Source organism: Micromonospora sp. WMMA1949, from assembly GCF_027460145.1.
Taxonomy (GTDB): Bacteria; Actinomycetota; Actinomycetes; order Mycobacteriales; family Micromonosporaceae; genus Micromonospora.
The window spans coordinates 3,348,932-3,374,107 of the sequence record NZ_JAPZBG010000001.1; the positions used below are offsets into that span (position 1 = coordinate 3,348,932).

General features: G+C 69.0%; 39 protein-coding genes. 38 read left to right on the plus strand and 1 reads right to left on the minus strand.

Translation table 11 applies throughout. The annotated features are described in order from the left end of the window. Nucleotides 1-35: 35 nt before the first annotated feature. From rpsL to truA, 37 genes are all read left to right on the plus strand, one after another. Complete coding sequence (gene rpsL / locus O7607_RS15860; protein ID WP_007465318.1) at nt 36-410, plus strand: 30S ribosomal protein S12; 375 nt, start codon at nt 36-38, stop codon at nt 408-410. A 1-nt stretch (nt 411) separates the two neighbouring features. Next, nucleotides 412-882, plus strand: coding sequence for a 30S ribosomal protein S7 (rpsG, locus tag O7607_RS15865; RefSeq protein ID WP_013288637.1), 471 nt, complete (start codon nt 412-414; stop codon nt 880-882). Nucleotides 883-957: 75 nt separating this feature from the next. After that, a complete protein-coding gene (gene fusA / locus O7607_RS15870) occupies nt 958-3,054 on the plus strand; it encodes an elongation factor G (protein WP_269704002.1) in 2,097 nt (698 codons plus the stop codon). 222 nt (nt 3,055-3,276) lie between these two features. After that, entirely contained in the window at nt 3,277-4,470 is a 1,194-nt protein-coding gene (gene tuf, locus O7607_RS15875; protein WP_269704003.1) for an elongation factor Tu, read from the plus strand. Nucleotides 4,471-4,826: 356 nt separating this feature from the next. Next, nucleotides 4,827-5,135 (plus strand): 30S ribosomal protein S10, encoded by a 309-nt coding sequence (rpsJ, locus tag O7607_RS15880; RefSeq protein WP_007073037.1) that lies wholly within the window; start codon nt 4,827-4,829, stop codon nt 5,133-5,135. Between the two features lie 11 nt (nt 5,136-5,146). Next, entirely contained in the window at nt 5,147-5,812 is a 666-nt protein-coding gene (rplC, locus tag O7607_RS15885; protein ID WP_073828947.1) for a 50S ribosomal protein L3, read from the plus strand. After that, the gene (gene rplD, locus O7607_RS15890) at nt 5,809-6,474 is read left to right on the plus strand and encodes a 50S ribosomal protein L4 (RefSeq protein WP_174536579.1); all 666 of its coding nucleotides are present in this window, start codon (nt 5,809-5,811) and stop codon (nt 6,472-6,474) included. The genes rplC and rplD overlap by 4 nt, the downstream gene beginning before the upstream one ends. Continuing rightward, nucleotides 6,471-6,773 carry a 50S ribosomal protein L23 gene (rplW, locus tag O7607_RS15895; protein ID WP_013288632.1) on the plus strand — a complete coding sequence of 101 codons (303 nt, stop codon included), beginning with the start codon at nt 6,471-6,473 and terminating at the stop codon, nt 6,771-6,773. The genes rplD and rplW overlap by 4 nt, the downstream gene beginning before the upstream one ends. Before the next feature lie 12 nt (nt 6,774-6,785). Beyond that, entirely contained in the window at nt 6,786-7,625 is an 840-nt protein-coding gene (gene rplB, locus O7607_RS15900; RefSeq protein ID WP_013288631.1) for a 50S ribosomal protein L2, read from the plus strand. A gap of 12 nt (nt 7,626-7,637) precedes the next feature. Continuing rightward, nucleotides 7,638-7,919, plus strand: a complete 282-nt coding sequence (rpsS, locus tag O7607_RS15905; protein WP_007073032.1) for a 30S ribosomal protein S19 — start codon at nt 7,638-7,640, stop codon at nt 7,917-7,919. Between the two features lie 40 nt (nt 7,920-7,959). Next, on the plus strand, nt 7,960-8,409 hold the full coding sequence (rplV, locus tag O7607_RS15910; RefSeq protein WP_018784552.1) for a 50S ribosomal protein L22: 450 nt from the start codon (nt 7,960-7,962) through the stop codon (nt 8,407-8,409). After that, the gene (gene rpsC, locus O7607_RS15915) at nt 8,409-9,281 is read left to right on the plus strand and encodes a 30S ribosomal protein S3 (RefSeq protein ID WP_194801424.1); all 873 of its coding nucleotides are present in this window, start codon (nt 8,409-8,411) and stop codon (nt 9,279-9,281) included. The genes rplV and rpsC overlap by 1 nt, the downstream gene beginning before the upstream one ends. A 3-nt stretch (nt 9,282-9,284) precedes the next feature. Beyond that, nucleotides 9,285-9,710, plus strand: a complete 426-nt coding sequence (gene rplP / locus O7607_RS15920) for a 50S ribosomal protein L16 (RefSeq protein WP_007465292.1) — start codon at nt 9,285-9,287, stop codon at nt 9,708-9,710. Beyond that, nucleotides 9,710-9,946 (plus strand): 50S ribosomal protein L29, encoded by a 237-nt coding sequence (gene rpmC / locus O7607_RS15925; protein WP_013288628.1) that lies wholly within the window; start codon nt 9,710-9,712, stop codon nt 9,944-9,946. The genes rplP and rpmC overlap by 1 nt, the downstream gene beginning before the upstream one ends. Then, a complete protein-coding gene (gene rpsQ / locus O7607_RS15930) occupies nt 9,943-10,218 on the plus strand; it encodes a 30S ribosomal protein S17 (protein ID WP_013288627.1) in 276 nt (91 codons plus the stop codon). The genes rpmC and rpsQ overlap by 4 nt, the downstream gene beginning before the upstream one ends. A gap of 98 nt (nt 10,219-10,316) precedes the next feature. Then, nucleotides 10,317-10,685, plus strand: coding sequence for a 50S ribosomal protein L14 (gene rplN / locus O7607_RS15935; protein WP_007073026.1), 369 nt, complete (start codon nt 10,317-10,319; stop codon nt 10,683-10,685). Then, nucleotides 10,682-11,002, plus strand: a complete 321-nt coding sequence (gene rplX / locus O7607_RS15940) for a 50S ribosomal protein L24 (protein ID WP_013288626.1) — start codon at nt 10,682-10,684, stop codon at nt 11,000-11,002. The genes rplN and rplX overlap by 4 nt, the downstream gene beginning before the upstream one ends. Then, the gene (rplE, locus tag O7607_RS15945; protein WP_018784556.1) at nt 11,002-11,571 is read left to right on the plus strand and encodes a 50S ribosomal protein L5; all 570 of its coding nucleotides are present in this window, start codon (nt 11,002-11,004) and stop codon (nt 11,569-11,571) included. The genes rplX and rplE overlap by 1 nt, the downstream gene beginning before the upstream one ends. 1 nt (nt 11,572) lies before the next feature. Then, on the plus strand, nt 11,573-11,758 hold the full coding sequence (locus tag O7607_RS15950) for a type Z 30S ribosomal protein S14 (protein WP_007073023.1): 186 nt from the start codon (nt 11,573-11,575) through the stop codon (nt 11,756-11,758). A gap of 98 nt (nt 11,759-11,856) precedes the next feature. Then, nucleotides 11,857-12,264 carry a 30S ribosomal protein S8 gene (gene rpsH, locus O7607_RS15955; protein WP_013288624.1) on the plus strand — a complete coding sequence of 136 codons (408 nt, stop codon included), beginning with the start codon at nt 11,857-11,859 and terminating at the stop codon, nt 12,262-12,264. A 16-nt stretch (nt 12,265-12,280) separates the two neighbouring features. Further along, nucleotides 12,281-12,823 (plus strand): 50S ribosomal protein L6, encoded by a 543-nt coding sequence (gene rplF, locus O7607_RS15960; protein ID WP_018784558.1) that lies wholly within the window; start codon nt 12,281-12,283, stop codon nt 12,821-12,823. Further along, nucleotides 12,820-13,209 (plus strand): 50S ribosomal protein L18, encoded by a 390-nt coding sequence (rplR, locus tag O7607_RS15965; RefSeq protein WP_030501605.1) that lies wholly within the window; start codon nt 12,820-12,822, stop codon nt 13,207-13,209. The genes rplF and rplR overlap by 4 nt, the downstream gene beginning before the upstream one ends. A gap of 33 nt (nt 13,210-13,242) precedes the next feature. Continuing rightward, a complete protein-coding gene (rpsE, locus tag O7607_RS15970) occupies nt 13,243-13,857 on the plus strand; it encodes a 30S ribosomal protein S5 (RefSeq protein ID WP_013288621.1) in 615 nt (204 codons plus the stop codon). Continuing rightward, on the plus strand, nt 13,857-14,039 hold the full coding sequence (rpmD, locus tag O7607_RS15975; protein ID WP_013473693.1) for a 50S ribosomal protein L30: 183 nt from the start codon (nt 13,857-13,859) through the stop codon (nt 14,037-14,039). Before rpsE ends, rpmD begins: the two co-directional genes overlap by 1 nt. Next, the gene (rplO, locus tag O7607_RS15980) at nt 14,039-14,482 is read left to right on the plus strand and encodes a 50S ribosomal protein L15 (protein ID WP_018784561.1); all 444 of its coding nucleotides are present in this window, start codon (nt 14,039-14,041) and stop codon (nt 14,480-14,482) included. The genes rpmD and rplO overlap by 1 nt, the downstream gene beginning before the upstream one ends. A gap of 239 nt (nt 14,483-14,721) precedes the next feature. Then, entirely contained in the window at nt 14,722-16,050 is a 1,329-nt protein-coding gene (gene secY / locus O7607_RS15985) for a preprotein translocase subunit SecY (protein ID WP_073828939.1), read from the plus strand. Then, nucleotides 16,051-16,704: an adenylate kinase gene (locus O7607_RS15990; protein WP_269704004.1), complete on the plus strand. Its 654-nt coding sequence runs from the start codon at nt 16,051-16,053 to the stop codon at nt 16,702-16,704. A gap of 96 nt (nt 16,705-16,800) precedes the next feature. Next, on the plus strand, nt 16,801-17,655 hold the full coding sequence (gene map, locus O7607_RS15995; RefSeq protein ID WP_269704005.1) for a type I methionyl aminopeptidase: 855 nt from the start codon (nt 16,801-16,803) through the stop codon (nt 17,653-17,655). A gap of 90 nt (nt 17,656-17,745) precedes the next feature. Further along, on the plus strand, nt 17,746-18,270 hold the full coding sequence (locus O7607_RS16000; RefSeq protein WP_269706992.1) for a DUF1707 SHOCT-like domain-containing protein: 525 nt from the start codon (nt 17,746-17,748) through the stop codon (nt 18,268-18,270). Between the two features lie 232 nt (nt 18,271-18,502). After that, nucleotides 18,503-18,724 carry a translation initiation factor IF-1 gene (gene infA / locus O7607_RS16005; RefSeq protein ID WP_007073013.1) on the plus strand — a complete coding sequence of 74 codons (222 nt, stop codon included), beginning with the start codon at nt 18,503-18,505 and terminating at the stop codon, nt 18,722-18,724. Between the two features lie 92 nt (nt 18,725-18,816). Continuing rightward, nucleotides 18,817-18,930: a 50S ribosomal protein L36 gene (gene rpmJ / locus O7607_RS16010; protein ID WP_012184307.1), complete on the plus strand. Its 114-nt coding sequence runs from the start codon at nt 18,817-18,819 to the stop codon at nt 18,928-18,930. A gap of 208 nt (nt 18,931-19,138) precedes the next feature. Further along, nucleotides 19,139-19,519, plus strand: a complete 381-nt coding sequence (rpsM, locus tag O7607_RS16015) for a 30S ribosomal protein S13 (protein ID WP_013288614.1) — start codon at nt 19,139-19,141, stop codon at nt 19,517-19,519. 18 nt (nt 19,520-19,537) lie between these two features. Continuing rightward, nucleotides 19,538-19,945 carry a 30S ribosomal protein S11 gene (gene rpsK, locus O7607_RS16020; protein WP_013288613.1) on the plus strand — a complete coding sequence of 136 codons (408 nt, stop codon included), beginning with the start codon at nt 19,538-19,540 and terminating at the stop codon, nt 19,943-19,945. 14 nt (nt 19,946-19,959) lie between these two features. Further along, a complete protein-coding gene (gene rpsD / locus O7607_RS16025) occupies nt 19,960-20,586 on the plus strand; it encodes a 30S ribosomal protein S4 (protein WP_018784565.1) in 627 nt (208 codons plus the stop codon). A gap of 95 nt (nt 20,587-20,681) precedes the next feature. After that, the gene (locus tag O7607_RS16030; protein WP_007073009.1) at nt 20,682-21,704 is read left to right on the plus strand and encodes a DNA-directed RNA polymerase subunit alpha; all 1,023 of its coding nucleotides are present in this window, start codon (nt 20,682-20,684) and stop codon (nt 21,702-21,704) included. A 34-nt stretch (nt 21,705-21,738) separates the two neighbouring features. Continuing rightward, nucleotides 21,739-22,299 carry a 50S ribosomal protein L17 gene (gene rplQ / locus O7607_RS16035; protein ID WP_269704006.1) on the plus strand — a complete coding sequence of 187 codons (561 nt, stop codon included), beginning with the start codon at nt 21,739-21,741 and terminating at the stop codon, nt 22,297-22,299. Nucleotides 22,300-22,369: 70 nt separating this feature from the next. Further along, nucleotides 22,370-23,203: a tRNA pseudouridine(38-40) synthase TruA gene (gene truA / locus O7607_RS16040; protein ID WP_269704008.1), complete on the plus strand. Its 834-nt coding sequence runs from the start codon at nt 22,370-22,372 to the stop codon at nt 23,201-23,203. A gap of 7 nt (nt 23,204-23,210) precedes the next feature. Here truA and O7607_RS16045 read toward each other — a convergent pair whose 3' ends face one another. Then, entirely contained in the window at nt 23,211-24,419 is a 1,209-nt protein-coding gene (locus tag O7607_RS16045) for a hypothetical protein (RefSeq protein WP_269704010.1), read from the minus strand. Between the two features lie 125 nt (nt 24,420-24,544). Between O7607_RS16045 and O7607_RS16050 the strand changes: the two genes are divergently transcribed. Then, a complete protein-coding gene (locus O7607_RS16050; RefSeq protein ID WP_269704012.1) occupies nt 24,545-25,150 on the plus strand; it encodes a class I SAM-dependent methyltransferase in 606 nt (201 codons plus the stop codon). Nucleotides 25,151-25,176 lie beyond the last annotated feature (26 nt).

The window sequence follows — 25,176 nt, forward strand, 5'->3', positions numbered from 1 at the left end:
CGCCTCGCAGCGGCCGAAGGGAGCGGAGAAACCCGGTGCCCACCATTCAGCAGTTGGTCCGAAAGGGCCGTCAGGCCAAGACGACCAAGACCAAGACCCCGGCGCTCAAGGGGTCTCCCCAGCGGCGCGGCGTGTGCACCCGCGTGTACACCACCACCCCGAAGAAGCCGAACTCGGCGCTGCGCAAGGTCGCTCGTGTCAAGCTCAGCAGCCAGATCGAGGTGACCGCCTACATCCCGGGCGTCGGCCACAACCTGCAGGAGCACTCGATCGTGCTCGTCCGCGGCGGTCGTGTGAAGGACCTGCCGGGCGTGCGGTACAAGATCGTGCGCGGCTCGCTGGACACCCAGGGTGTCCGCAACCGCAAGCAGGCTCGCAGCCGTTACGGCGCGAAGAAGGAGAAGAGCTGACATGCCGCGTAAGGGACCCGCTCCGCGGAAGCCGCTGGTCGCTGACCCGGTGTACAACTCGCCGCTGGTCACCCAGCTGGTGAACAAGATCCTGCTGCGCGGCAAGCGTCAGCTCGCCGAGCGCATCGTGTACGCCGCCCTGGAGGGCTGCCGCGAGAAGTCCGGCACCGACCCCGTCGTCACGCTCAAGCGCGCGATGGACAACGTCAAGCCGACCCTCGAGGTGCGCAGCCGCCGTGTCGGTGGCGCCACCTACCAGGTTCCGGTCGAGGTCCGGCCGTCCCGCGCGACCACCCTCGGTCTGCGCTGGCTGGTGACCTACTCCCGCGCCCGGCGCGAGAAGACCATGGTCGAGCGACTGATGAACGAGCTGCTGGACGCGAGCAACGGCCTCGGTGCCGCCGTCAAGCGGCGCGAGGACACGCACAAGATGGCCGAGTCGAACAAGGCCTTCGCGCACTACCGCTGGTAACACCTGAGGTTCCGGCGCCCGCCGGCGCCGGAACCGCCACCAGTTGTGTCGAGACGACGATAAGTAGGGATTGAAGTGGCCGCCGCAGACGCGCTCGCCAACGTACGCAACATCGGCATCATGGCCCACATCGATGCCGGTAAGACCACTACCACCGAGCGAATCCTGTTCTACACCGGCATCACGTACAAGATCGGTGAGGTCCACGAGGGCGCCGCCGTCATGGACTGGATGGAGCAGGAGCAGGAGCGCGGTATCACCATCACTTCCGCCGCCACCAAGTGCGAGTGGAAGGGCCACACGATCCAGATCATCGACACGCCCGGCCACGTCGACTTCACGGTCGAGGTGGAGCGGTCGCTGCGCGTGCTGGACGGTGCGGTCGCGGTCTACGACGGCGTGGCCGGCGTGGAGCCCCAGACGGAGAACGTCTGGCGGCAGGCGGACAAGTACAACGTCCCCCGGATGTGCTTCGTCAACAAGCTCGACCGGACCGGCGCCGACTTCTTCCGCTGCGTGCAGATGATGATCGACCGGCTCAACGCCACCCCGCTGGTCCTCCAGATCCCGATCGGCGCCGAGTCCGACTTCATCGGCGTGGTCGACCTGGTCGAGATGCGCGCGCTCACCTGGCGCGGCGAGACCCAGAAGGGTGAGGACTACGCGGTCGAGGAGATCCCGGCCGACCTCGCCGACTCCGCCGCGGAGTGGCGCGAGAAGCTGATGGAGACCCTCGCCGACGTCGACGACTCGGTGATGGAGAAGTACCTCGAGGGCGAGGAGATCTCGGCCGACGAGATCAAGGCCGCCATCCGCCGGGCCACCATCGCCGGCAAGGCCAACCCGGTCCTCACCGGTACCGCCTTCAAGAACAAGGGCATCCAGCCGATGCTGGACGCGGTCGTCGCGTACCTGCCCTCGCCGCTGGACATCCCGGCGATCGAGGGTACGGCCACCGACGGCGAGACCCCGCTGCAGCGGAAGCCCTCGGTCTCCGAGCCGTTCTCCGGCCTGGCCTTCAAGATCCAGACCGACAAGCACCTCGGCAAGCTGACGTACGTCCGGATCTACTCCGGCACGCTCGAGTCCGGTTCTCAGGTGATCAACTCCACCAAGGACCGCAAGGAGCGGATCGGCAAGATCTACCAGATGCACGCCAACAAGCGGGAGGAGCGCAGCTCCGCCCAGGCCGGCGACATCATCGCGGTGCAGGGTCTGAAGCAGACCACCACCGGTGACACCCTGTGCGACCCGGCGAACCCGGTCATCCTGGAGTCGATGACCTTCCCGGAGCCGGTCATCGAGGTGGCCATCGAGCCGAAGACCAAGGCCGACCAGGAGAAGCTCAGCACCGCCATCCAGCGGCTGGCCGAGGAGGACCCGACCTTCCGCGTCAAGCTGGACGACCAGACCGGTCAGACGGTCATCTCCGGCATGGGCGAGCTGCACCTGGACATCCTGGTCGACCGGATGCGCCGCGAGTTCAACGTCGAGGCGAACATCGGTAAGCCGCAGGTGGCGTACCGCGAGACCATCCGCCGCAAGGTGGAGAAGGTCGAGTACACCCACAAGAAGCAGACCGGTGGTTCCGGCCAGTACGCCCGCGTGATCATCAGCGTGGAGCCGCTGCCGCTCGGTAACGACGCACCGACCTACGAGTTCGCCAACGCCGTGACCGGTGGCCGCATCCCCCGGGAGTTCATCCCCTCGGTGGACGCGGGTGCGCAGGACGCCATGCAGTACGGCATCCTCGCCGGCTTCCCCCTGGTGGGCGTCAAGCTCACCCTGGTGGACGGCCAGTACCACGAGGTCGACTCGTCGGAAATGGCGTTCAAGATCGCCGGCTCGATGGCGATGAAGGAGGCGGCCCGCAAGGCCGACCCCGCTCTCCTCGAGCCGATGATGGCCGTTGAAGTCACCACTCCGGAGGAGAACATGGGTGACGTCATCGGCGACCTCAACTCCCGGCGTGGCATCATCCAGGCGATGGAGGAGCGCAGCGGCGCTCGCGTCGTCCGGGCCCTGGTGCCGCTGTCGGAGATGTTCGGCTACGTCGGCGACCTGCGGTCGAAGACCCAGGGCCGGGCTAGCTACAGCATGCAGTTCGACTCCTACGCCGAGGTTCCGGCCTCGGTGGCCAAGGAGATCATCGCCAAGTCGACGGGTGAGTGACACTCACCCTCGGCTGATCCGATGACGCGAGGGCGGTCGCGGGAGGGTTCTCCCGCCCGCGGCCACCTCGATCGGATTGCGTGAGACCGGGCCTGTAGGCTTCATCGCCGCAGAACCCACAAAAGCTCTCCGGCCTTCCGGCCGGAAAGGCTGTCGACAGAGTCCTAAGCGCCGCACGGCGCGCCGGGCGAACGAACCAAGAAAGTCCACAGGAGGACACCAGTGGCGAAGGCGAAGTTCGAGCGGACTAAGCCGCACGTCAACATCGGCACCATTGGTCACATCGACCACGGTAAGACGACGCTGACGGCGGCCATCACCAAGGTCCTGCACGACCAGTACCCGGACCTGAACCCGTACACGCCGTTCGACGAGATCGACAAGGCGCCGGAGGAGAAGGCCCGCGGCATCACGATCTCCATCGCGCACGTCGAGTACCAGACCGAGGCGCGTCACTACGCGCACGTCGACTGCCCCGGTCACGCCGACTACATCAAGAACATGATCACCGGTGCCGCGCAGATGGACGGCGCGATCCTGGTGGTGGCGGCGACCGACGGCCCGATGCCGCAGACCCGCGAGCACGTGCTGCTGGCCCGTCAGGTCGGTGTGCCGTACATCGTCGTGGCGCTCAACAAGAGCGACATGGTCGACGACGAGGAGCTCCTGGAGCTCGTCGAGCTCGAGGTCCGCGAGCTGCTCTCCTCGCAGGAGTACCCGGGTGACGACCTGCCGGTCGTCCGGGTCTCGGCGCTGAAGGCCCTCGAGGGCGACCCGGAGTGGACCGGGAAGCTCATGGACCTGATGAACGCCGTGGACACCGCGATCCCGCAGCCGGAGCGCGAGACCGAGAAGCCGTTCCTCATGCCCATCGAGGACGTCTTCACCATCACCGGTCGCGGCACCGTGGTCACCGGTCGCGCCGAGCGCGGCATCCTCAAGCCGAACGAGGAGGTGGAGATCGTCGGCATCCGCGAGAAGTCGATGAAGACCACCTGCACCGGCATCGAGATGTTCCGCAAGCTGCTCGACGAGGCCCGCGCGGGCGAGAACGTCGGTCTGCTGCTGCGCGGCATCAAGCGCGAGGACGTCGAGCGCGGCATGGTCGTCATCAAGCCGGGCACCACGACCCCGCACACGGAGTTCGAGGCGACGGTCTACATCCTCTCCAAGGAGGAGGGCGGCCGGCACACCCCGTTCTTCCAGAACTACCGCCCGCAGTTCTACTTCCGGACCACGGACGTCACCGGCGTCGTCACGCTGCCCGAGGGCACCGAGATGGTCATGCCGGGCGACAACACCTCGATGACGGTGAAGCTGATCCAGCCCATCGCCATGGAGGAGAACCTGAAGTTCGCGATCCGCGAGGGTGGTCGTACGGTCGGCGCGGGTCGCGTCACCAAGATCATCAAGTGAGCTGGGTAACCCCGATTAGCGTCGCCGCCGGTCGTGCGGCATACTAGTCAGGTTGCGTAACGACAGTCGGTCGCCTGCGTCCGGTTAACGCTGGACCTCCGGGAGTCAGACTGTCTCGCGTAGGGTGGTTGATCGCCATCGGCGGTCAACCACCCTCGCGCGGCGTCCAGGTCGCGGTTCCCCGCGATCGGCGCCATGACCCACCGCGTGGTCAGAGAATCGCTCCGGAGTCCCGGGGCGGAGCCTGGCCCACGGGCGCGACACGCCCGACCGCGGGGGTCGGCGGAAGTGGGCCTGTGCCAGCCGGCACAGGCGCCCGCAACACAGCGGCATCGAGAGAAGGAACAGAAGCCACCATGGCGGGACAGAAGATCCGCATCCGGCTCAAGGCCTATGACCACGAGGTCGTCGACTCCTCGGCTCGGAAGATCGTCGAGACGGTGACGCGTACCGGGGCGCAGGTCGCTGGCCCGGTGCCGCTGCCCACGGAGATCAACCGTTTCTGCGTCATCCGCTCGCCGCACAAGTACAAGGACTCGCGCGAGCACTTCGAGATGCGTACGCACAAGCGTCTGATCGACATCATCGACCCGACCCCGAAGACGGTCGACTCGCTCATGCGCCTCGACCTGCCGGCTGGCGTCGACATCGAGATCAAGCTGTAGGGACCGGACAAATGGACAGGCAAGTCAAGGGGATCCTGGGCGCCAAGCTCGGCATGACCCAGGTCTGGGACAACAACAAGGTTGTGCCCGTGACCGTGGTTCAGGCCGGCCCGTGCGTCGTGAGCCAGGTTCGTAGCGCCGACAAGGACGGCTACTCCGCGGTCCAGCTGGCGTACGGGGTCATCGACCCGCGCAAGGTCAAGAAGCCGGTCGCCGGGCACTACGCCAAGGCGGACGTCGCGCCGCGCCGGCACATCGTCGAGCTGCGCACCTCCGACGCCGCGGACTACGCGCCGGGCCAGGAGGTCACGGTCGAGGAGTTCCCGGCCGGCGCCGTGATCGACGTGACCGGCAAGACCAAGGGCAAGGGCTACGCCGGCCCGATGAAGCGGCACGGCTTCCACGGTCTGCGTGCCAGCCACGGTGTCGAGCGCAAGCACCGCTCGCCCGGCTCGATCGGCGCCTGCGCGACCCCGGGTCGCGTCTTCAAGGGCACCCGGATGGCGGGCCGGATGGGTGGCGTGCGCTACACCGTCCAGAACCTGACCGTCCAGGCGGTCGACACCGAGAACAACCTCCTGCTCGTCCGCGGCGCCATTCCCGGCCCGAAGGGCGCGCTGGTCCTGGTCCGTACCGCGGCCAAGGCGAAGGTGAAGAAGGGCGGTGCGGCCAAGTGACCACCGTTGACGTGATCAACGTCGAAGGCGCCAAGAGCGGCTCCGTGGAGCTGCCGGCCGACATCTTCGACGCGCAGGCCAACATCGCCCTGATGCACCAGGTCGTGGTGGCCCAGCTCGCGGCGGCCCGCCAGGGCACGCACAAGACGAAGACCCGCGGCGAGGTCTCCGGTGGAGGCAAGAAGCCGTACAAGCAGAAGGGCACCGGTCGTGCCCGCCAGGGCTCGACCCGCGCGCCGCAGTTCGCCGGCGGTGGCGTGGTCCACGGCCCGCAGCCGCGCGACTACAGCCAGCGCACCCCCAAGAAGATGAAGGCTGCCGCTCTGCGTGGCGCCCTCTCGGACCGGGCCCGCGCCGGCCAGGTGCACGTCGTCGAGGCGTTCGTCTCCGGCGAGAAGCCGTCCACCAAGGCGGCCCTCGCCACGCTGACCAAGCTGACCCAGGCCCGTCGGGTCCTGGTCGTGCTGAGCAGCACCGACGAGCTGAACTGGGTGTCGCTGCGGAACCTGCGCAACGCGCGGGACAGCCGGGTGCACCTGATCGAGGCCGGCCAGCTCAACACCTACGACGTGCTGGTGGCCGACGACGTGGTCTTCACCAAGGAGGCCCTGGACGAGTTCCTGGGCGTTCCCGCCGAGACCACCGAGGAGGATGGCAAGTGAGCACGATCGCCGATCCGCGTGACGTCATCGTCGCGCCGGTCGTCTCGGAGAAGAGCTACAGCGAGCTGAACCGTAACTGGTACACCTTCCTGGTGCACCCGGACGCCAACAAGACCGAGATCAAGATCGCTATCCAGCAGATCTTCAACGTCCGCGTCCTGACGGTCAACACGCTCAACCGCGAGGGCAAGCGCAAGCGGACCCGTACCGGGTTCGGCAAGCGCAAGGACACCAAGCGCGCGATGGTGAAGCTGGCTGACGGTGACCGTATCGAGGCCTTCGGCGGCCCGGTCAGCTGAGGGGTGTAGACAATGGCTATCCGTAAGTACAAGCCGACGACGCCGGGCCGGCGTGGCTCGAGCGTTGCCGACTTCGCCGAGATCACCCGGTCGACGCCGGAGAAGTCGCTGCTGGCTCCGCTGCCGAAGAAGGGCGGACGCAACGCCCACGGCCGGATCACCACGCGGCACCACGGTGGCGGTCACAAGCGCCAGTACCGTCTGATCGACTTCAAGCGGGTCGACAAGGACGGCGTGCCGGCAAAGGTCGCCCACATCGAGTACGACCCGAACCGCACCGCGCGCATCGCGCTGCTGCACTACGCCGACGGCGAGAAGCGCTACATCATCGCGCCGAAGGACCTGAAGCAGGGCGACCGCGTCGAGTCCGGTCCGGGCGCCGACATCAAGCCGGGCAACAACCTGCCGCTGCGCAACATCCCGGTCGGTACCACCATCCACAACGTGGAGCTGCGTCCGGGCGGCGGGGCCAAGCTGGCCCGCTCGGCCGGCGTCGGCATCCAGCTGCTCGGCCGTGAGGGCGCGTACGCGACCCTCCGCATGCCGTCCGGTGAGATCCGGCGCGTGGACGTGCGCTGCCGCGCCAGCATCGGCGAGATCGGCAACGCCGACCAGTCGAACATCAACTGGGGTAAGGCCGGCCGTATGCGGTGGAAGGGCAAGCGCCCGACCGTCCGTGGTGTCGCGATGAACCCGGTCGACCACCCGCACGGTGGTGGTGAGGGTAAGACCTCCGGTGGTCGCCACCCGGTCAACCCGCAGGGTAAGCCCGAGGGCCGCACCCGTCGTAAGGGCCAGCCGAGCGACCGGCTGATCGTCCGCCGCCGCTACGCCACGCGTAAGCGCGGCTGAGGGAGATAAGACATGCCTCGCAGCCTGAAGAAGGGCCCGTTCGTCGACGACCACCTGCTCAAGAAGGTGGAGACGCAGAACGACAAGGGCTCGAAGAACGTCATCAAGACCTGGTCGCGCCGCTCGACGATCATCCCGGAGATGCTGGGTCACACGATCGCCGTGCACGACGGACGTAAGCACGTCCCGGTCTTCGTGACCGAGGCCATGGTCGGGCACAAGCTCGGCGAGTTCGCGCTGACCCGCACGTTCAAGGGTCACGAGAAGGACGACCGGAAGAGCCGCCGGCGCTGACGCCGCGGGCATACGGATAGAGGAACAAGGGGTTACAGCGATGCCAGGAAAGGGCGACGCTCCGGTGCTTCCGGGCGCGCGGGCGGTTGCGCGGCACGTGCGCATCTCGCCGATGAAGGCGCGCCGGGTGGTCAACCTCGTCCGCGGCCTGCCCGCGAAGGAGGCGCTCACGGTGCTGCAGTTCGCGCCGCAGGCTGCGAGCGAGCAGGTGTACAAGGTGCTCGCGAGCGCGATCGCCAACGCGGAGAACAACGAGCGGCTGGACCCCGACGCGCTGCTCGTCAGCGAGGCGTTCGTCGACGAGGGCCCGACCATGAAGCGGTTCCGGCCGCGGGCGCAGGGCCGGGCGTACCGGATCCGCAAGCGCACGTGCCACATCACCGTGGCGGTCGAGGCGGTGGCGCCGGCCGCGCCGAAGAAGTCGGCGAAGAAGGCCGCTCCGGCCAAGCCGGCCGCTGAGGAGCAGAGCACGACGGAGGGTGCCGAGTAATGGGTCAGAAGGTTCACCCGACCGGGTTCCGGCTCGGCATCTCGACCGACTGGAAGTCCCGCTGGTTCGCGGACAAGCTCTACAAGGACTACATCGGCGAGGACGTCAAGATCCGCCGCATGATGTCCAAGGGCCTCGAGCGCGCCGGCATCTCCAAGGTCGACATCGAGCGCACCCGGGACCGGGTCCGCGTCGACATCCACACCGCCCGGCCGGGCATCGTCATCGGCCGTAAGGGTGCGGAGGCCGACCGGATCCGCGGCGAGCTGGAGAAGCTCACCGGCAAGCAGGTCCAGCTGAACATCATCGAGGTGAAGAACCCCGAGTCGGACGCGCAGCTGGTCGCCCAGGGCGTCGCCGAGCAGCTGTCCAGCCGGGTCAGCTTCCGTCGGGCCATGCGCAAGGCGATGCAGTCCGCCATGAAGAACCCCGCCTGCAAGGGCATCCGGGTTCAGGTCTCGGGCCGTCTGGGCGGCGCCGAGATGAGCCGGACCGAGTTCTACCGCGAGGGCCGGGTTCCGCTGCACACGCTGCGGGCCAACATCGAGTACGGCTTCTTCGAGGCCCGTACCACCTTCGGCCGGATCGGCGTGAAGGTCTGGATCTACAAGGGCGACGCCGTCCCGGGCCGCGAGGCCCCGGCCGAGGCCGCCCCGTCGCGCGGCCCGCGCCGTGACCGTGGCGACCGGCCGGACCGGCCGCGCCGTGGCCGCTCGGGCTCGTCCGGTACGACCGCCGGTGGCACCGAGGCCGGCCGCGCTGCCGCGACGACCATCGCGCAGCAGGCGGAGACGCCGGCCGGTGAGCCCGTCGACAGCAGCGCTGTCGCCGCAGCCGCGACCCAGCCGGCAGAACAGCAGCAGGAGGGCTGACAGATGCTGATGCCGCGCAAGCCCCCGAAGGGCTTCCGCAAGCCGCACCACCCGGACCGCAGTGGCGCGTCCAAGGGTGGTAACCGGGTGGTGTTCGGCGAGTTCGGGATCCAGGCTCTCGAGCCGGCGTACGTGACCAACCGCCAGATCGAGTCGGCGCGTATCGCGATGACCCGCCACATCAAGCGTGGCGGCAAGGTCTGGATCACGATCTTCCCGGACCAGGCCCTCACCAAGAAGCCGGCCGAAACCCGGATGGGTTCCGGTAAGGGTTCGCCCGAGTGGTGGGTCGCCAACGTGAAGCCGGGGCGGGTTCTCTTCGAGATGTCCTTCCCCAACGAGCAGATCGCGCGAGAGGCGATGCGTCGCGCGATCCACAAGCTCCCGATGAAGTGCCGCATTGTTACGCGCGAAGTGGGTGAATCCTGATGGCAGCGGGCGTCAAGCCCTCCGAGCTGCGTGAGCTCTCCGAGGAGGAGCTGGTCACGAAGTTGCGCGAGGCTAAGGCGGAGCTGTTCAACCTCCGCGTGCAGGCCGCAACCGGGCAGCTGGACAACAACCGGCGGCTGCAGGTCATCCGTCGGGAGATCGCCCGGATCTACACGATCATGCGTGAGCGTGAGCTGGGTCTCTCGGCCGCGCCGACTGAGGTGACTGCATCATGAGTGAGAACACCACCGCCCCCGCGCGGTCCCGCCGCAAGGTTCGCGAGGGCCTCGTGGTCAGCGACAAGATGGACAAGACCGTCGTGGTCGAGGTCGAGGACCGCGTCAAGCACGCGCTCTACGGCAAGATCATGCGCCGTACGAGCAAGCTGAAGGTGCACGACGAGCAGAACTCGGCCGGCATCGGCGACCGGGTCCTGATCATGGAGACCCGGCCGCTGTCCGCCACCAAGCGCTGGCGGCTCGTGGAGATCCTCGAGAAGGCCAAGTAGCGAAGGCTCGAGCTCGGCCGGGTCTCGGTCGGGCGCAGGTTCCGCCAGGCTCCGGCCGCCCCGAGCGGCCGGAGAACCGGCAGACATAGGAGATAGACGTGATTCAGCAGGAGTCGCGACTGCGCGTCGCCGACAACACGGGTGCCCGGGAGATCCTGTGCATCCGGGTGCTCGGCGGCTCCGGTCGGCGCTACGCGAGCATCGGCGACGTCATCGTGGCGACCGTCAAGGACGCGATCCCCGGTGCCGGTGTGAAGAAGGGCGACGTCGTCAAGGCCGTCGTCGTTCGGACCGCCAAGGAGAAGCGGCGGCCGGACGGGTCGTACATCCGCTTCGACGAGAACGCCGCCGTCATCATCAAGGACGGTGGGGACCCGCGCGGTACCCGCATCTTCGGCCCGGTGGGCCGGGAGCTGCGGGACAAGCGGTTCATGAAGATCATCTCTCTCGCGCCGGAGGTGTTGTGACCGTGAAGGTCAAGAAGGGCGACACGGTCGTCGTCATCGCCGGCAAGGACAAGGGTGCCAAGGGCAAGGTCATCGCGGCCTACCCGCGGCAGGACAAGGTCCTGGTCGAGGGCGTGAACCGGGTCAAGAAGCACACCCGTATCAGCACCACCCAGCGTGGCGCCAAGACCGGTGGCATCGTCACCCAGGAGGCCCCGATCCACGTCTCGAACGTGATGGTCCTGGACTCCGACGGCAAGCCGACCCGCGTCGGCTACCGGATCGACGACAACGGCCAGAAGGTCCGCATCGCGCGTAGCACCGGTAAGGACCTCTGATGACCACGGCTACCGAAACCAAGACCCTGCCGCGCCTCAAGGAGCGGTACCGCAACGAGGTGGTGGCCGAGCTGCAGAAGCAGTTCGAGTTCGCCAACCCGATGCAGGTGCCGCGGCTGGTCAAGATCGTCGTCAACATGGGTGTCGGCGAGGCCGCTCGCGACGCCAAGCTGATCGACGGGGCCGTTCGCGACCTGGCCACCATCACCGGCCAGAAGCCGCAGGTTCGGCGGGCCACCAAGTCCATCGCGCAGTTCAAGCTCCGCGAGGGCATGCCGATCGGCGCGAAGGTCACCCTCCGCGGCGACCGGATGTGGGAGTTCCTGGACCGGCTGCTCTCGATCGCGCTGCCGCGTATCCGTGACTTCCGCGGCCTGGACGGGCGCAAGCTCGACGGGCACGGCAACTACACGTTCGGTCTGACCGAGCAGTCGGTGTTCCACGAGATCGACCAGGACAAGATCGATCGCCAGCGGGGCATGGACATCACGGTGGTCACGACCGCCACGACCGACGACGAGGGCCGGGCGCTGCTCAAGCTCCTGGGCTTCCCGTTCAAGGAGAACTGAGATGGCCAAGAAGGCGCTGATCCTCAAGGCGGCCGCGAAGCCGAAGTTCTCGGTTCGCGCGTACACCCGCTGCCAGCGGTGCGGGCGTCCGAAGGCGGTCTACCGCAAGTTCGGTCTCTGCCGGGTGTGCATCCGGGAGATGGCCCACCGCGGTGAGCTGCCCGGCGTGTCCAAGGCTTCCTGGTAATAGCCCGGCGCGCTCCGGCGCGTCAGCTGAACTGTCTCTTCGCCGTAGGCCCCGGGCCTGGCCCGGGGAACCCCGGCGAGAAAGGTTGACGAGTTTTCATGACGATGACCGACCCGATCGCAGACATGCTCACGCGTCTGCGTAACGCCAACCAGGCGTACCACGACCGGGTGACGATGCCGTACTCGAAGATCAAGGCGAACATCGCCGAGGTCCTCAAGGCCGAGGGTTACATCGCCACCTGGTCGGTCGAGGAGCCCGAGGAGGGCGCCGTCGGCAAGCGACTGGTCGTCGAGCTGAAGTACGGCCAGAACCGCGAGCGGAGCCTGGCCGGCATCAAGCGCGTGTCCAAGCCCGGTCTCCGGGTGTACGCCAAGTCGGACGGGCTCCCGCGGGTGCTCGGCGGGCTGGGCGTGGCGATCATTTCGACGTCCCAGGGGCTGCTCACCGACCGGCAGGCCCGCAAGCGGAGCGTTGGCGGGGAAGTCCTCGCCTTCGTCTGGTAACGGGAGACAGGTAGAAATGTCGCGTATTGGACGTAAGTCGATCCCGGTGCCTGCCGGCGTCGACATCACGATCGACGGCCGGACCGTCAAGGTCAAGGGCCCCAAGGGCGAACTGAGCCACGTGCTGGCCGAGCCGATCACGGCGGAGCGGGGCGAGGACGGCGAGCTGCACGTCAACCGGCCCAACGACGAGCGCAAGGCCAAGGAGCTGCACGGCCTGAGCCGTACGCTGGTGGCCAACATGATCGTCGGTGTGACCGAGGGCTACCGCAAGAGCCTGGAGATCGCCGGTACCGGTTACCGCGTGACCGCCAAGGGCAAGGACCTGGAGTTCGCGCTCGGGTTCTCGCACCCGGTCCTCGTGCCGGCGCCGGACGGCATCACCTTCACGGTCGAGAAGCCGACGCTGTTCCACGTGGCCGGCATCGACAAGCAGCAGGTCGGTGAGGTCGCCGCCAACATCCGGAAGATCCGTCCGCCGGAGCCCTACAAGGGCAAGGGCGTGAAGTACCAGGGCGAGGTCATCCGCCGCAAGGCTGGAAAGGCAGGTAAGAAGTGAGCGCCACGCTGCTCAAGCGCCGCCGCGGCGTCGCCGCCAAGCGTGCCGTCGGGCGTGCGCGTCGGCACTTCCGGGTCCGCAAGAACGTCAGCGGAACCGCCGAGCGTCCCCGCCTCGTCGTCACCCGCTCCCTGCGGCACATGGTGGCCCAGGTCGTGGACGACACCAAGGGTCACACCCTGGCGTCGGCCTCGACCATGGACGCCTCGCTGCGCGGCGCCGAGGGCGACAAGAGCGCCCTGGCCGGCAAGGTCGGCGCCCTGCTCGCCGAGCGTGCCAAGGCCGCCGGCGTCTCGAAGGTCGTCTTCGACCGCGGTGGCAACCGGTACGCGGGGCGTGTCGCCGCGCTTGCCGACGCCGCCCGCGAAGCCGGGCTCGAGTTCTAGAAACCCCGTCACGAGAGAGAAGGAAGGCTGCTGATGCCAGGTCAACAGCGCCGTGGCGGCGGGTCCGGTGGCAACGAGGGTGGTCGCCGCGACAACCGCCGTGAGGGCGGCCGCGGAAACGCGCCCGTCGAGAAGACCCCGCACCTCGAGCGGGTCGTCGCGATCAACCGCGTCGCCAAGGTCGTGAAGGGTGGTCGTCGCTTCAGCTTCACCGCCCTCGTGATCGTGGGCGACGGCGACGGCACCGTCGGTGTGGGCTACGGAAAGGCCAAGGAGGTGCCCGCGGCGATCGCCAAGGGTGTCGAGGAGGCCAAGAAGCACTTCTTCAAGGTGCCGCGGATCGGTCAGTCGATCCCGCACCCGGTCACGGGCGAGGACGCCGCCGGTGTGGTGCTGCTCAAGCCGGCCTCCGCCGGTACGGGTGTCATCGCCGGTGGTCCGGTGCGTGCCGTGCTGGAGTGCGCGGGCATCCACGACGTGCTCTCCAAGAGCCTCGGCTCGTCCAACCCGATCAACATCGTGCATGCCACGGTGGCGGCCCTGAAGGGGCTCGAGTCCCCGGAGCAGGTCGCGGCCCGTCGTGGTCTGCCGGTCGAGGACGTCGCGCCGGCCGCCATGCTGGCGTCGCGGGCGGGGGTGGCGTCCTGATGGCACGCCTGAAGGTCACCCAGGTCCGGTCCGAGATCGGGACCAAGAAGAACCAGCGTGACTCGCTGCGTTCGCTCGGTCTCAAGCGGATCAACGACGTGGTGGTCAAGGAGGACCGGCCGGAGATCCGCGGCATGATCTTCACGGTCAACCACCTCGTGAAGGTCGAGGAGGTCGAGTAATGACGATCAAGGTGCACCACCTGCGTCCGGCTCCGGGTGCCAAGACCGACAAGACCCGCGTGGGTCGCGGTGAGGGCTCGAAGGGCAAGACCGCCGGTCGCGGTACCAAGGGTTCCAAGGCCCGCAAGAACATCTCGCCGGCGTTCGAGGGTGGGCAGATGCCCATCCACATGCGCCTGCCGAAGATGAAGGGCTTCAAGAACAAGTTCAAGGTCGTGTTCCAGGTGGTCAACCTGGACCGGCTGGCCGAGCTGTTCCCGAACGGTGGCCAGGTCGGCCCGGTCGAGCTGGTCGAGGCCGGCGCGGTCCGCAAGGGTCACCCGGTCAAGGTGCTCGGCACCGGCGACCTCGGCGGCGTGTCCCTCCAGGTTTCGGCGCACGCGTTCAGCGCGTCGGCCAAGGAGAAGATCACCGCTGCCGGTGGCTCGGTCACCGAGCTGTAAGACGATGTTCATGGCGCCCGCTCAGTTGTTCGCGACTGGGCGGGCGCCATGGTCTACCGGCGACGTGTGCGCCGGGTAACATCGGATTCGGTTTATGTAGCCGGGCACATCTGCCCGGACCGGGACCGGGCTGTTAGAGTCCGTTCCCAGCCATGGATTCCGGACACTCCGTCCGGCACCACACCCCGCCCCGCCAGGGACTCGTTCACCGGCGGCCCGCGTCGCGCAGGAGGAAGAAGTTGCTGTCCGCCTTTCTCAGTGCGTTCCGTACGCCTGACCTGCGCAAGAAGCTGCTGTTCACAGTAGGCATCATCGCGGTCTACCGGCTGGGCGCCACGCTGCCCAGCCCGGGCGTCTCGTACGGCAACGTGCAGAAGTGCCTCGACACGATCCAGGGTGGCAGCACCGGTGTGCTCAACCTGCTGGATCTCTTCTCCGGTGGCGCGCTGCTCCAGCTCTCGGTCTTCGCGCTGGGCATCATGCCCTACATCACCGCGTCGATCATCCTGCAGCTGCTGACGGTGGTGATCCCGCGCCTGGAGCAGCTCCGCAAGGAGGGCCAGGCCGGGCAGGCCAAGATCACGCAGTACACCCGCTACCTGACGCTGGGCCTGGGTGTCCTCCAGGCCTCGGCGTTCGTGGCGCTCGCCCGCTCCGGGCAGCTGTTCAACAACCAGTGCGACCAGTTCCCGATCGTGCCCCAGGGCACCGGCATCCCGGACTGGCTGACGCTGACCATCCTGGTCATGACCATGACCGCCGGCACCGGCGTCGTGATGTGGCTCGGCGAGCTGATCACCGACCGGGGCGTCGGCAACGGCATGTCCGTGCTGATCTTCACCTCGATCGCGGCCCGCCTCCCCAGCGAGGGCTGGAAGATCAAGACCACCAAGGGCTGGGGGATGTTCCTCCTCGTCATCGCCCTGGTGCTGGTGGTCATCACCGCTGTCACGTTCATCGAGCAGGCGCAGCGCCGCATCCCGGTGCAGTACGCCAAGCGCATGATCGGCCGGCGGATGTACGGCGGCACCTCGACCTACATCCCGCTGAAGGTGAACCAGGCCGGCGTCATCCCGGTCATCTTCGCCTCGTCGCTGCTCTACCTGCCGCAGCTCGCGCTCCAGTTCTTCGATCAGAACGACCCGGGCAAGGTCCAGGCGTGGATCCAGAACCACATCGTGAAGGCGAGCGCGCCGGAGCACATCGCGATCTACTTCCTGCTGATCATCTTCTTCACGTACTTCTACGTGTCGATCACGTTCAACCCGACCGAGGTCGCGGACAACATGAAGAAGTACGGCGGCTTCGTGCCGGGCATCCGCCCCGGCAAGCCGACCGCCGAGTACCTCGACTTCATCCTCAGCCGGATCACCCTGCCGGGCGCGCTCTACCTGGGCATCGTCGCGATCCTGCCGAACTTCTTCTTCATCTGGCTGGACAACCAGCAGTTCCAGAACTTCCCGTTCGGCGGCACCGCTGTGCTGATCATGGTCGGCGTCGGTCTGGAGACCGTGAAGCAGATCGAAAGCCAACTCATGCAGCGGAACTACGAAGGGTTCCTGCGGTAGATGCGACTCGTTCTGGTTGGCCCGCCGGGCGCGGGCAAGGGCACACAGGCGGAGTTCATCGCCGCGCACCTCTCGGTGCCGAAGATCTCGACCGGTGACATCTTCCGGGCGAACGTCTCCCAGGGCACGCCCCTGGGAGTCGAGGCCAAGCGGTACATGGACGCCGGCAAGCTGGTCCCGGACGAGGTCACCATCAACATGGTGCGCGACCGGCTCGCCGAGCCGGACGCGAGCGAGGGCTTCCTGCTCGACGGCTTCCCGCGGACCACTCCGCAGGCCGCCGCGCTGGACAAGCTCCTCGCCGACCTCGGCACCGCGCTGGACCTGGTCCTGGAGCTGGTCGTCGACGACGACGAGGTGATCCGGCGGCTGTCCGGCCGGCGCACCTGCCGGGGCTGCGGCAAGATCTGGCACGTCGAGTTCGACGCGACCAGCCGGGACGGCATCTGCGACCGCTGCGGCGCGGAGCTGTTCCAGCGGGACGACGACAAGCCGGAGACCATCGCCGCCCGGCTGCGGGAATACGCCGAGAAGACCGCGCCGCTGGTCGACTACTACGGCGCCCAGGGCAAGCTGGTGGGCATCGACGCGACCGGCCCGGTGGAGGACGTCACCGTCCGCGCCATCGACGCGCTGCGCTCGTACGGCGGCTGAGGTCCCACCGCCAACCGGCGGATAGAGTGCGAACAGCGGGGTACGTGCGACGTGCCCCGCTGCTCCGCGTACGCGCGACGAAAGGTAAACACCACCATGCGCCGTCCCCAGCTGGACATCCAGCTGAAGACCCCCGAGCAGATCGAGTTGATGCGGGCCGCCGGTCTGGTCGTCGCCCGTGCCCTGCGCCGGATGCGCGAGGCGGTGGCGCCCGGGGTGTCGACGGCCGACCTGGACGCGATCGCCGAGTCGACCATCCGCGAGGCCGGCGCCGTGCCGTCGTTCAAGGGCTACCACGGCTTCCCGGCGTCGATCTGCTCCTCGGTCAACCAGCAGGTGGTGCACGCCATCCCGTCGCCCGAGCAGGTGCTGCGCGAGGGCGACCTGATCTCGATCGACTGCGGCGCGGTGCTGGACGGCTGGCACGGCGACGCGGCGGTCACGGTGCCGGTCGGCGAGGTCGACCCGGCGCTGCTGAGGATGACAGCGGTGGCCGAGGACGCCATGTGGGCCGGGATCGCCGCCGCGGCGCGCGGGGCGGCCTCCGGCAGGGGCCGGCTGACCGACATCTCCCACGCGGTCGAGACCGCGGTCCGTAAGGGCGGCCGGTACGGCATCGTCGACGGCTACGGCGGCCACGGCATCGGCACCGAGATGCACCAGGACCCGCACGTGCTCAATCACGGGCGTCCCGGCAAGGGGCCGCGCCTGGTGCCGGGTCTGGCGCTCGCCATCGAGCCGATGATCACGATGGGCTCGCCGCGTACGGTCGAGCTGGCCGACGGCTGGACCGTGGTGACCCGGGACGGGTCGATGGCGGTGCACGTGGAGCACTCGATGGCGCTGCTCGAGGACGGCGTGTGGGTGCTGACCGCGGAGGACGGCGGACGGGCCCGCCTGGGCGATCTGGTGACCGCGCGGCAGACGCCGGTCGACTCCCCGGCCGCCTGATCGCCGGTCCCGGCCGCCGGATGAGCGCCGCACACCGTGCCGTCTTGGCGATCGGATGCCATGCTGGTTCCCATGGATGAGCGCAACCGGATGCGGGCGGCCGACGCGGACCGGGAGGCCACCGCGGAGCGACTTCGGACGGCGCTGGCCGAGGGACGGCTCGACCTGGGCGAGTACGACGATCGGCTCCGCCAGGCGTACGGGGCCAAGACCTACGGCGAGCTGGACGAGCTGCTGACCGATCTGCCCGGCACCGCGCCGGCCGAGCGTTCCCTGCCGGCTCCGCGCGCGACCGGGGAGAGCGGCGTGGCCGCCCGGGAGCGGTCGGGCTTGAGCGCGCGTAACGCCTGGCTGCTGGGGGTCTGGGGGCCCTGGCTGAAGGTGGCCCTGATCCTCACCGCCGTCTGGTTCGTCTCCCAGCTCGGTGAGGGCGAGTTCGAGCTCGACGACTACTGGCCGATCTGGGTGCTCGGGCCGTGGGGCGCCGTGGTGCTCTACCAGACCATGCAGGGGCTGGCCCACGGTGCGCCGGAGAAGGACGCCGAGCGGCGGCGGCGCAAGCAGGTCGAGCGGGAGACCCGCCGGCAGGCGAAGCGGGAGCTGCCGGAGACGTGATCTGCGTCATATCCGTGCCGTCCGGGTGACCGCCGGGCCGGTCGGTTTGGCGAGCGCGCGCGGGTCGGCGTACACTTTCAGATCGGCGCACAGCGTCCACTCCGCCATGCCCACCCAGCGCTTCGGTGGGAGTCGGAGCCGCGGCTGGCGCGGGTTTCCTGATCTTGGTCAGTTCTCCCGTGTAAGACGTTGTGGGCCGTCCGGAGCAACCGACGTCAGGACAGCGGAGTACATGCCGAAAAAAGACGGAGCAATCGAGATCGAGGGTCGGGTCATCGAGCCCCTGCCGAACGCCATGTTCCGGGTGGAGCTCGCGAACGGCCACAAGGTGCTCGCTCACATCAGCGGCAAGATGCGGCAGCACTACATCCGCATCCTGCCGGAGGACCGGGTCGTCGTCGAACTCTCGCCGTACGACCTGACCCGCGGGCGCATCGTCTACCGCTACAAGTAATCCTGACGGCGGCCGGGACGTTCCCGTGTCCGTCTTCGACGTCCGGATCGCGCACCGTCGCGGCTCCGGGCCAGATGGGAAGTAAGGCAACCGTGAAGGTCAAGCCGAGCGTCAAGAGGATCTGCAACAAGTGCCGGGTGATCCGCCGGCACGGCCGGGTCATGGTCATCTGCACCGACCCGCGCCACAAGCAGCGCCAGGGCTGACGCCCCACACATCACCAACTCGTCCCAGCCGCGGTCGGTGCGCCTCGCGTACCCCCTCGTGGTTGACCCCCGGTCGGAGGCCGGGGCCCGCTCGGGCAGCGACCCGTCCCGGTCGCCGGCGTTCGTCGCCGGAAGGACAGGGCCGGTCGCGTAGCGGGGTGGGACGGGTCCACACCTCCGCCACACATCACGAGGAGTACGCCCGCACATGGCACGTCTAGTCGGCGTGGATCTCCCCCGCGAGAAGCGGATGGAGATCGCGCTCACCTACATCTTCGGGGTCGGTCGCACCCGCGCCCTGGAGACGCTCGCCGCGACCGGCATCTCGCCGGACAAGCGCGTTCGGGACCTCACGGACGAGGAGCTCGTCGAGCTCCGGAACCACATCGAGGGCAACTACAAGGTTGAAGGCGACCTGCGCCGCGAGGTCGCCGCTGACATCCGCCGCAAGGTCGAGATCGGCTGCTACGCCGGTATCCGGCACCGTCGCGGTCTGCCCGTGCGTGGCCAGCGCACCAAGACCAACGCGCGGACCCGGAAGGGCCCGAAGCGGACCGTGGCCGGCAAGAAGAAGCCCGGCAAGAAGTAACTAGGAGCGCACAGACTTATGCCACCGAAGGCTCGTGCCGGAGCCGCCGTCAAGAAGGTCCGGCGCAAGGAACGCAAGAACGTCGCCCACGGGCAGGCGCACATCAAGAGCACCTTCAACAACACCATCGTGTCCATCACGGACCCGACCGGTGCGGTCATCTCCTGGGCCTCCTCCGGCCAGGTCGGCTTCAAGGGCTCCCGCAAGTCGACTCCGTTCGCCGCGCAGCTCGCCGCCGAGGCCGCCGCGCGCCGCGCGATGGAGCACGGCATGCGCAAGGTCGACGTGTTCGTCAAGGGCCCCGGCTCCGGCCGGGAGACCGCCATCCGTTCGCTGCAGGCCGTCGGCCTCGAGGTCGGGCAGATCTCCGACGTCACGCCGCAGCCGCACAACGGGTGCCGTCCGCCGAAGCGTCGCCGGGTCTGAGAGGTTAGAGAGAGATGGCTCGTTACACCGGTGCTGACTGCCGCCGTTGCCGGCGGGAGAAGATGAAGCTGTTCCTCAAGGGCAGCAAGTGCGATGGTCCGAAGTGCCCGTTCGAGTCCCGGCCGTTCCCGCCCGGGCAGCACGGCCGCGGCCGCACGAAGGAGACGGAGTACCTGCTCCAGCTCCGTGAGAAGCAGAAGGCCCGTCGTGTCTACGGCGTGCTGGAGAAGCAGTTCCGCGGCTACTACGAAGAGGCCGTGAGCAAGGAGGCCAAGACCGGCGAGGTCCTGCTGCAGATCCTCGAGTCGCGGCTGGACAACGTGGTCTACCGGGCCGGCTACGCCAAGTCCCGGGACATGGCCCGTCAGCTGGTCAAGCACGGCCACTTCACGGTGAACGGCAAGAAGGTCGACATCCCGTCGTACCGCGTCAAGGAGCACGACATCGTCGAGGTGCGTGCCAAGAGCAAGGAGCTCACCCCGTTCCTCGTGGCGCAGGGTGAGGCCGGCTCGCGGACCGTTCCGGCGTGGCTGGAGGCGATTCCGAGCCAGCTGAAGATCCTCGTGCACTCGCTCCCGGCCCGCCAGGTGATCGACACCCAGGTCCAGGAGCAGCTGATCGTCGAGCTCTACTCCAAGTAAGGGCTCATTGCGGTGGCCCGTCCTCCGGGGCGGGCCACCGGAACAGTTGTGTCGTGGGCGTCAAATAGCGGGCGCCCCGGAAGAGAAGAGAAAAGATGCTCATCAGCCAGCGACCGTCTCTCTCCGAAGAGTCGATCAACGAGACCCGCTCCCGGTTCACCATCGAGCCGCTGGAGCCCGGCTTCGGCTACACGCTGGGCAACTCCCTGCGGCGTACGCTGCTGTCCTCCATCCCCGGTGCGGCGGTCACCTCGATCAAGATCGACGGTGTCCTGCACGAGTTCACCACGATCCCCGGGGTCAAGGAGGACGTGGTCGAGCTCGTCATGAACATCAAGGAGCTGTGCGTCAGCTCCGAGCACGACGAGCCGGTCAGCATGTACCTGCGCAAGCAGGGCCCGGGCGACGTGACCGCCGGTGACATCCAGCCCCCGGCCGGTGTCTCGGTGCACAACCCGGACCTGAAGCTCGCCACCCTCAACGGCAAGGGCCGGCTCGACATGGAGCTGACCGTCGAGCGGGGTCGCGGCTACGTCACGGCGGCGCAGAACAAGCAGGCGGGCGCCGAGATCGGCCGGATCCCGGTCGACTCGATCTACTCGCCGGTGCTCAAGGTGACGTACCGGGTCGAGGCGACCCGTGTCGAGCAGCGGACCGACTTCGACCGGCTGATCATCGACGTCGAGACCAAGCCGTCGATGGGCCCGCGTACCGCGCTGGCCTCGGCCGGCTCGACGCTGGTGGAGCTGTTCGGGCTCGCCCGTGAGCTGGACGAGACCGCTGAGGGCATCGACATCGGCCCGTCGCCGCAGGACGCCCAGCTGGCGGCGGACCTGGCCCTGCCGATCGAGGAGCTGGACCTGACCGTCCGCTCCTACAACTGCCTCAAGCGCGAGGGCATCAACTCCGTTGGTGAGCTCATCGGGCGTACCGAGGCCGACCTTCTCGACATCCGCAACTTCGGCCAGAAGTCGATCGACGAGGTCAAGATGAAGCTCGCCGGGATGGGCCTGGGGCTGAAGGACTCGGCTCCGAACTTCGACCCGGCGCACGTCGTGGACGCCTTCGGTGAGGCGGACTACGACACCGATGACTACCGCGAGACCGAGCAGCTCTAGTCCGCGCTGCCGCCACACCTGAGGAGCACCAAGCATGCCCACGCCCACCAAGGGCCCCCGCCTCGGCGGCAGCCCCGCGCACGAGCGGCTGATGCTGGCCAACCTGGCCACCGCGCTGTTCCAGCACGGCAAGATCCAGACCACCGAGACGAAGGCCCGGCGGCTGCGTCCGCTGGCCGAGCAGCTCATCACCAAGGCCAAGCGCGGCGACCTCGCCGCGCGTCGCCGGGTGCTGGGCGTCGTCAAGGACAAGGACGTGGTCTACGCCCTGTTCGACCAGATCGCGCCCCGGTACGCCAACCGCAACGGTGGCTACACCCGGATCGTGAAGACCGGCCCGCGCAAGGGTGACGCCGCTCCGATGGCGATCATCGAGCTGGTGGAGGAGCTTCAGGTCGCCGAGCCGAAGGCGAACAAGAAGACCGCCGCCCGCAAGGCCGCGCAGCAGGACAAGGTCGAGGCCCTGGCCCCGGCCGAGGAGAAGCCGCGCTCCAGCGAGGGCGACCAGGACGCCGAGGCCCCGGTCTCCGCGTCGGGTGACACCGCCGCCGCCCGTGAGGACAGCGACGAGGCCACCGAGAACGACAAGGCCTGAGATCAGGCTCGACCGGGCCCGGCATCCCTTCGGGGGTGCCGGGCCCGTCGCCGTCGACAGGAGGTACGAGGTGGACGAGCGGACCCGGCTGCGGCTGGACGTCTCGTACGACGGCACCGACTTCTCCGGGTGGGCCCCCCAGCCGACCCGGCGCACCGTGGCGGGTGTGCTCATGCAGACGCTGGACCTGGTGCTCGGCGCGGGCACGGTGACCGGCCTGACAGTGGCCGGGCGTACCGACGCCGGTGTGCACGCCACCGGGCAGGTCTGCCACCTCGACCTCCCGGCTCCGGTGTGGCGGGAGCACGAGGGGCGGTTGCTGCGGCGGCTGGCCCGGCTGCTGCCGCCGGACGTGCGGGTACGCGCGATGACCGAGGTGCCGGCCGACTTCGACGCCCGGTTCTCGGCCACGTTCCGGCGCTACGAGTACCGGGTCACCGACGCACCGTGGGGCGCCGAGCCGCTGCGTCGCGGGGACACCCTGGCCTGGCCGAAGCCGCTGGACCTGGCGGCACTCAACGCCTCCGCCGCCGGGCTGGTGGGCGAGCACGACTTCGCCGCGTACTGCCGGCGCAAGGAGAACGCGACCACGCTGCGCGAGGTGACCCGGCTGGACTGGCGGCGCGACCCGGACGGAATCCTGGTCGCCACGGTGCAGGCCGACGCGTTCTGCCAGAACATGGTGCGCAGCCTGGTCGGGGCGATGCTGGTGGCGGGCGACGGGCGGCGGCCGGTCCAGTGGCCGGCCGGCCTGCTGACCCGGCGCGAGCGCTCGAGCGAGGTCACAGTGGCACCCGCGCACGGCCTGGCCCTGGTCGAGGTGGGCTACCCGGCCGATCCGGCCGAGTACGCCCGCCGCGCCGATCTGACCCGCCGGTTGCGGGTGCCGGTGGCCGAGGGCTGAGCCGGGCTCAGTCGGTGCCCCGCTGACCGGCGCTGTCCCCGGCCGAGTCCGCGTCGGGCTGACCGGCCGTTCCGGCGGCCGCGCGACGGTCCAGCACGCTCCGGTTGAGGTGCAGCTCGACCAGGTCGTACATGATCTCGCGGGCGGTCGCGTCGTCGCTCCCAATGCGTTCCCCGTCGGCGCGGGTGACCAGGCAGAAGGCGACGTAGTGTCCGCGTACCTGCCAGGCGACCCGGGCCGCGGCCCGCTCCACCGCCTCGGTGTCGTCGCCCGCCGCCATGCCGCGGAACCGTCCCTGGCGCTGGTCGAGCAGCGGCCGGATGCGGTCGCGTACCCGCTGGGCGGTGGCCACGTCGGTGAGGTTGAACAGACCGGCGGTGACCAGGTGGTCGCCGTCGGGGGAGCGCAGCGTGCCCCGCACGACCTGGTTGCAGCCGAGCCGGACCAGCAGGTCGGCGATCTCGCCGGTGGCCGCGACCTGGCACTTCGTGCTGGCCTGGGTCTTCAGCACCCGGTAGGCGGGCTTCCCGTCGGTGAGCACCAGGTCCTTGGTGGGGAAGACCTCCTTGGCGGTGAGCGCCGCCTGGTCGGTGTCCCGGGAGTCCAGGTCGGTGGCGCCGGACGGGGTGCTCGACTCGCTCGGCTGCGGGGTCGGCTGGCCGGCCGGCGGCGTGGCGGTGCGTTCGTCGAGCAGGGCCGCGACGGCGAGCCCGGTGAGCGAGAGCAGCAGAAGTACGGCGGCGCCGCCGACGAGCGTCTGCCAGAACCGGCCGCCGCCGCGGCGTTCGGCGCGCCGGGTCCGGGGCAGCTCGGAGACGTCGGCGGCGCGGGCCGTCGGGCTGGCCGGGATCGGGACCGTCGGCCGGTTCGTCGCCGCCGGTACCGGTGCCGGCATGGGCGGCGCGGGCTGCGGCACCGGTGAGGGCTCGCGTGGTGGCGCGGGCCGCCCGGGCGTCGGCGCCGGGGCAGGTGGTGCCGGAACGGGGGCGCGGGCGTCGTCCGCCGTGGCCTGCCCGTCGGGGTCGGCCTGCTCGGGTGCGCCGGCCGGGGGCAGCGCCGCTTGCGGGCGCGGCGGCGGGGGCAGCGACGGCGTGGGGAAGCGGGAGCGTGACGGGCCCGCGGGCGGGGGCGTCGTGGCTGCGGGCCCGTTCGGGGCCGACCCGGGCTTCGGGTACTCCAGGAAGGCGTCCTCATCGGACTCGTACCGGTACACCATGTGGCATAGAGTAGGACTGATTGTCCCTTTCAGGGGTAATATCGGGAAATTCTGGCGGAGTGGCGTCCGGCTCCGCCCGCGACACCGTCGCCGGAACCGCTCCGGCCCGGTGCGAGAATGCCTGCGTGACCGGCGACCACTACTTCACCGCTGAGCCCTCGACCCCGGCCCGCCCGCGCGAGGTCGAGTTCACAGTCGCCGGACGCGACTACACGCTCGCCTCGGCCGGCGGCGTCTTCTCCGCCGACCGGCTCGACCCGGGCACCGCCGTGCTGCTGCGCAAGGCCGACCTGCCGGCCGCCGACGTCACCGGCGCGCTGCTCGACATCGGCTGCGGCTTCGGCCCGATCACCTGCGTCCTGGCCACCGTCGCGCCGAAGGCCCGCGTCTGGGCCGTGGACGTCAACGAGCGCGCCCGCGCCCTCACCACCGCCAACGCGGCAAGGGTCGGCGCCGCCGACCGGGTCCGCGCCGTCGCGCCCGACGACCTGCCGGACGACGTCACCTTCACCCAGATCTGGTCCAACCCGCCGATCCACATCGGCAAGGCGGAACTGCACGGCCTGCTGCTGCGCTGGCTGCCCCGGCTCGCCCCGGACGGCGTGGCCTGGCTCGTCGTCGCCCGGCACCTCGGCGGCGACTCGCTGCACCGCTGGCTGGTCGAGCAGGGCTGGTCCGTCGAGCGGCACGCCAGCCAGAAGGGCTACCGGGTGCTGCGGGTCACCCGGTAATCCGGTGTCGTCCACCGACCCGGCTC

Coding starts and splice junctions, on each gene's coding strand:
- rpsJ (WP_007073037.1), top strand. CDS start 4,827: ATGGCGGGACAGAAGATCCGCATCCGGCTCAAGGCCTATGACCACGAG.
- map (WP_269704005.1), top strand. CDS start 16,801: ATGCGCCGTCCCCAGCTGGACATCCAGCTGAAGACCCCCGAGCAGATC.
- rpmD (WP_013473693.1), top strand. CDS start 13,857: ATGGCACGCCTGAAGGTCACCCAGGTCCGGTCCGAGATCGGGACCAAG.
- rpsS (WP_007073032.1), top strand. CDS start 7,638: ATGCCTCGCAGCCTGAAGAAGGGCCCGTTCGTCGACGACCACCTGCTC.
- O7607_RS16045 (WP_269704010.1), bottom strand. CDS start 24,419: ATGGTGTACCGGTACGAGTCCGATGAGGACGCCTTCCTGGAGTACCCG.
- infA (WP_007073013.1), top strand. CDS start 18,503: ATGCCGAAAAAAGACGGAGCAATCGAGATCGAGGGTCGGGTCATCGAG.
- rpsG (WP_013288637.1), top strand. CDS start 412: ATGCCGCGTAAGGGACCCGCTCCGCGGAAGCCGCTGGTCGCTGACCCG.
- rpsM (WP_013288614.1), top strand. CDS start 19,139: ATGGCACGTCTAGTCGGCGTGGATCTCCCCCGCGAGAAGCGGATGGAG.
- rpmC (WP_013288628.1), top strand. CDS start 9,710: ATGGCAGCGGGCGTCAAGCCCTCCGAGCTGCGTGAGCTCTCCGAGGAG.
- rpsE (WP_013288621.1), top strand. CDS start 13,243: ATGCCAGGTCAACAGCGCCGTGGCGGCGGGTCCGGTGGCAACGAGGGT.
- rplE (WP_018784556.1), top strand. CDS start 11,002: ATGACCACGGCTACCGAAACCAAGACCCTGCCGCGCCTCAAGGAGCGG.
- O7607_RS16030 (WP_007073009.1), top strand. CDS start 20,682: ATGCTCATCAGCCAGCGACCGTCTCTCTCCGAAGAGTCGATCAACGAG.
- O7607_RS15990 (WP_269704004.1), top strand. CDS start 16,051: ATGCGACTCGTTCTGGTTGGCCCGCCGGGCGCGGGCAAGGGCACACAG.
- rpsD (WP_018784565.1), top strand. CDS start 19,960: ATGGCTCGTTACACCGGTGCTGACTGCCGCCGTTGCCGGCGGGAGAAG.
- rpsK (WP_013288613.1), top strand. CDS start 19,538: ATGCCACCGAAGGCTCGTGCCGGAGCCGCCGTCAAGAAGGTCCGGCGC.
- rplV (WP_018784552.1), top strand. CDS start 7,960: ATGCCAGGAAAGGGCGACGCTCCGGTGCTTCCGGGCGCGCGGGCGGTT.
- rpsH (WP_013288624.1), top strand. CDS start 11,857: ATGACGATGACCGACCCGATCGCAGACATGCTCACGCGTCTGCGTAAC.
- O7607_RS15950 (WP_007073023.1), top strand. CDS start 11,573: ATGGCCAAGAAGGCGCTGATCCTCAAGGCGGCCGCGAAGCCGAAGTTC.
- rplO (WP_018784561.1), top strand. CDS start 14,039: ATGACGATCAAGGTGCACCACCTGCGTCCGGCTCCGGGTGCCAAGACC.
- rplQ (WP_269704006.1), top strand. CDS start 21,739: ATGCCCACGCCCACCAAGGGCCCCCGCCTCGGCGGCAGCCCCGCGCAC.
- rpsQ (WP_013288627.1), top strand. CDS start 9,943: ATGAGTGAGAACACCACCGCCCCCGCGCGGTCCCGCCGCAAGGTTCGC.
- rplB (WP_013288631.1), top strand. CDS start 6,786: ATGGCTATCCGTAAGTACAAGCCGACGACGCCGGGCCGGCGTGGCTCG.
- rplC (WP_073828947.1), top strand. CDS start 5,147: ATGGACAGGCAAGTCAAGGGGATCCTGGGCGCCAAGCTCGGCATGACC.
- rplP (WP_007465292.1), top strand. CDS start 9,285: ATGCTGATGCCGCGCAAGCCCCCGAAGGGCTTCCGCAAGCCGCACCAC.
- O7607_RS16000 (WP_269706992.1), top strand. CDS start 17,746: ATGCGGGCGGCCGACGCGGACCGGGAGGCCACCGCGGAGCGACTTCGG.
- rpsC (WP_194801424.1), top strand. CDS start 8,409: ATGGGTCAGAAGGTTCACCCGACCGGGTTCCGGCTCGGCATCTCGACC.
- rplF (WP_018784558.1), top strand. CDS start 12,281: ATGTCGCGTATTGGACGTAAGTCGATCCCGGTGCCTGCCGGCGTCGAC.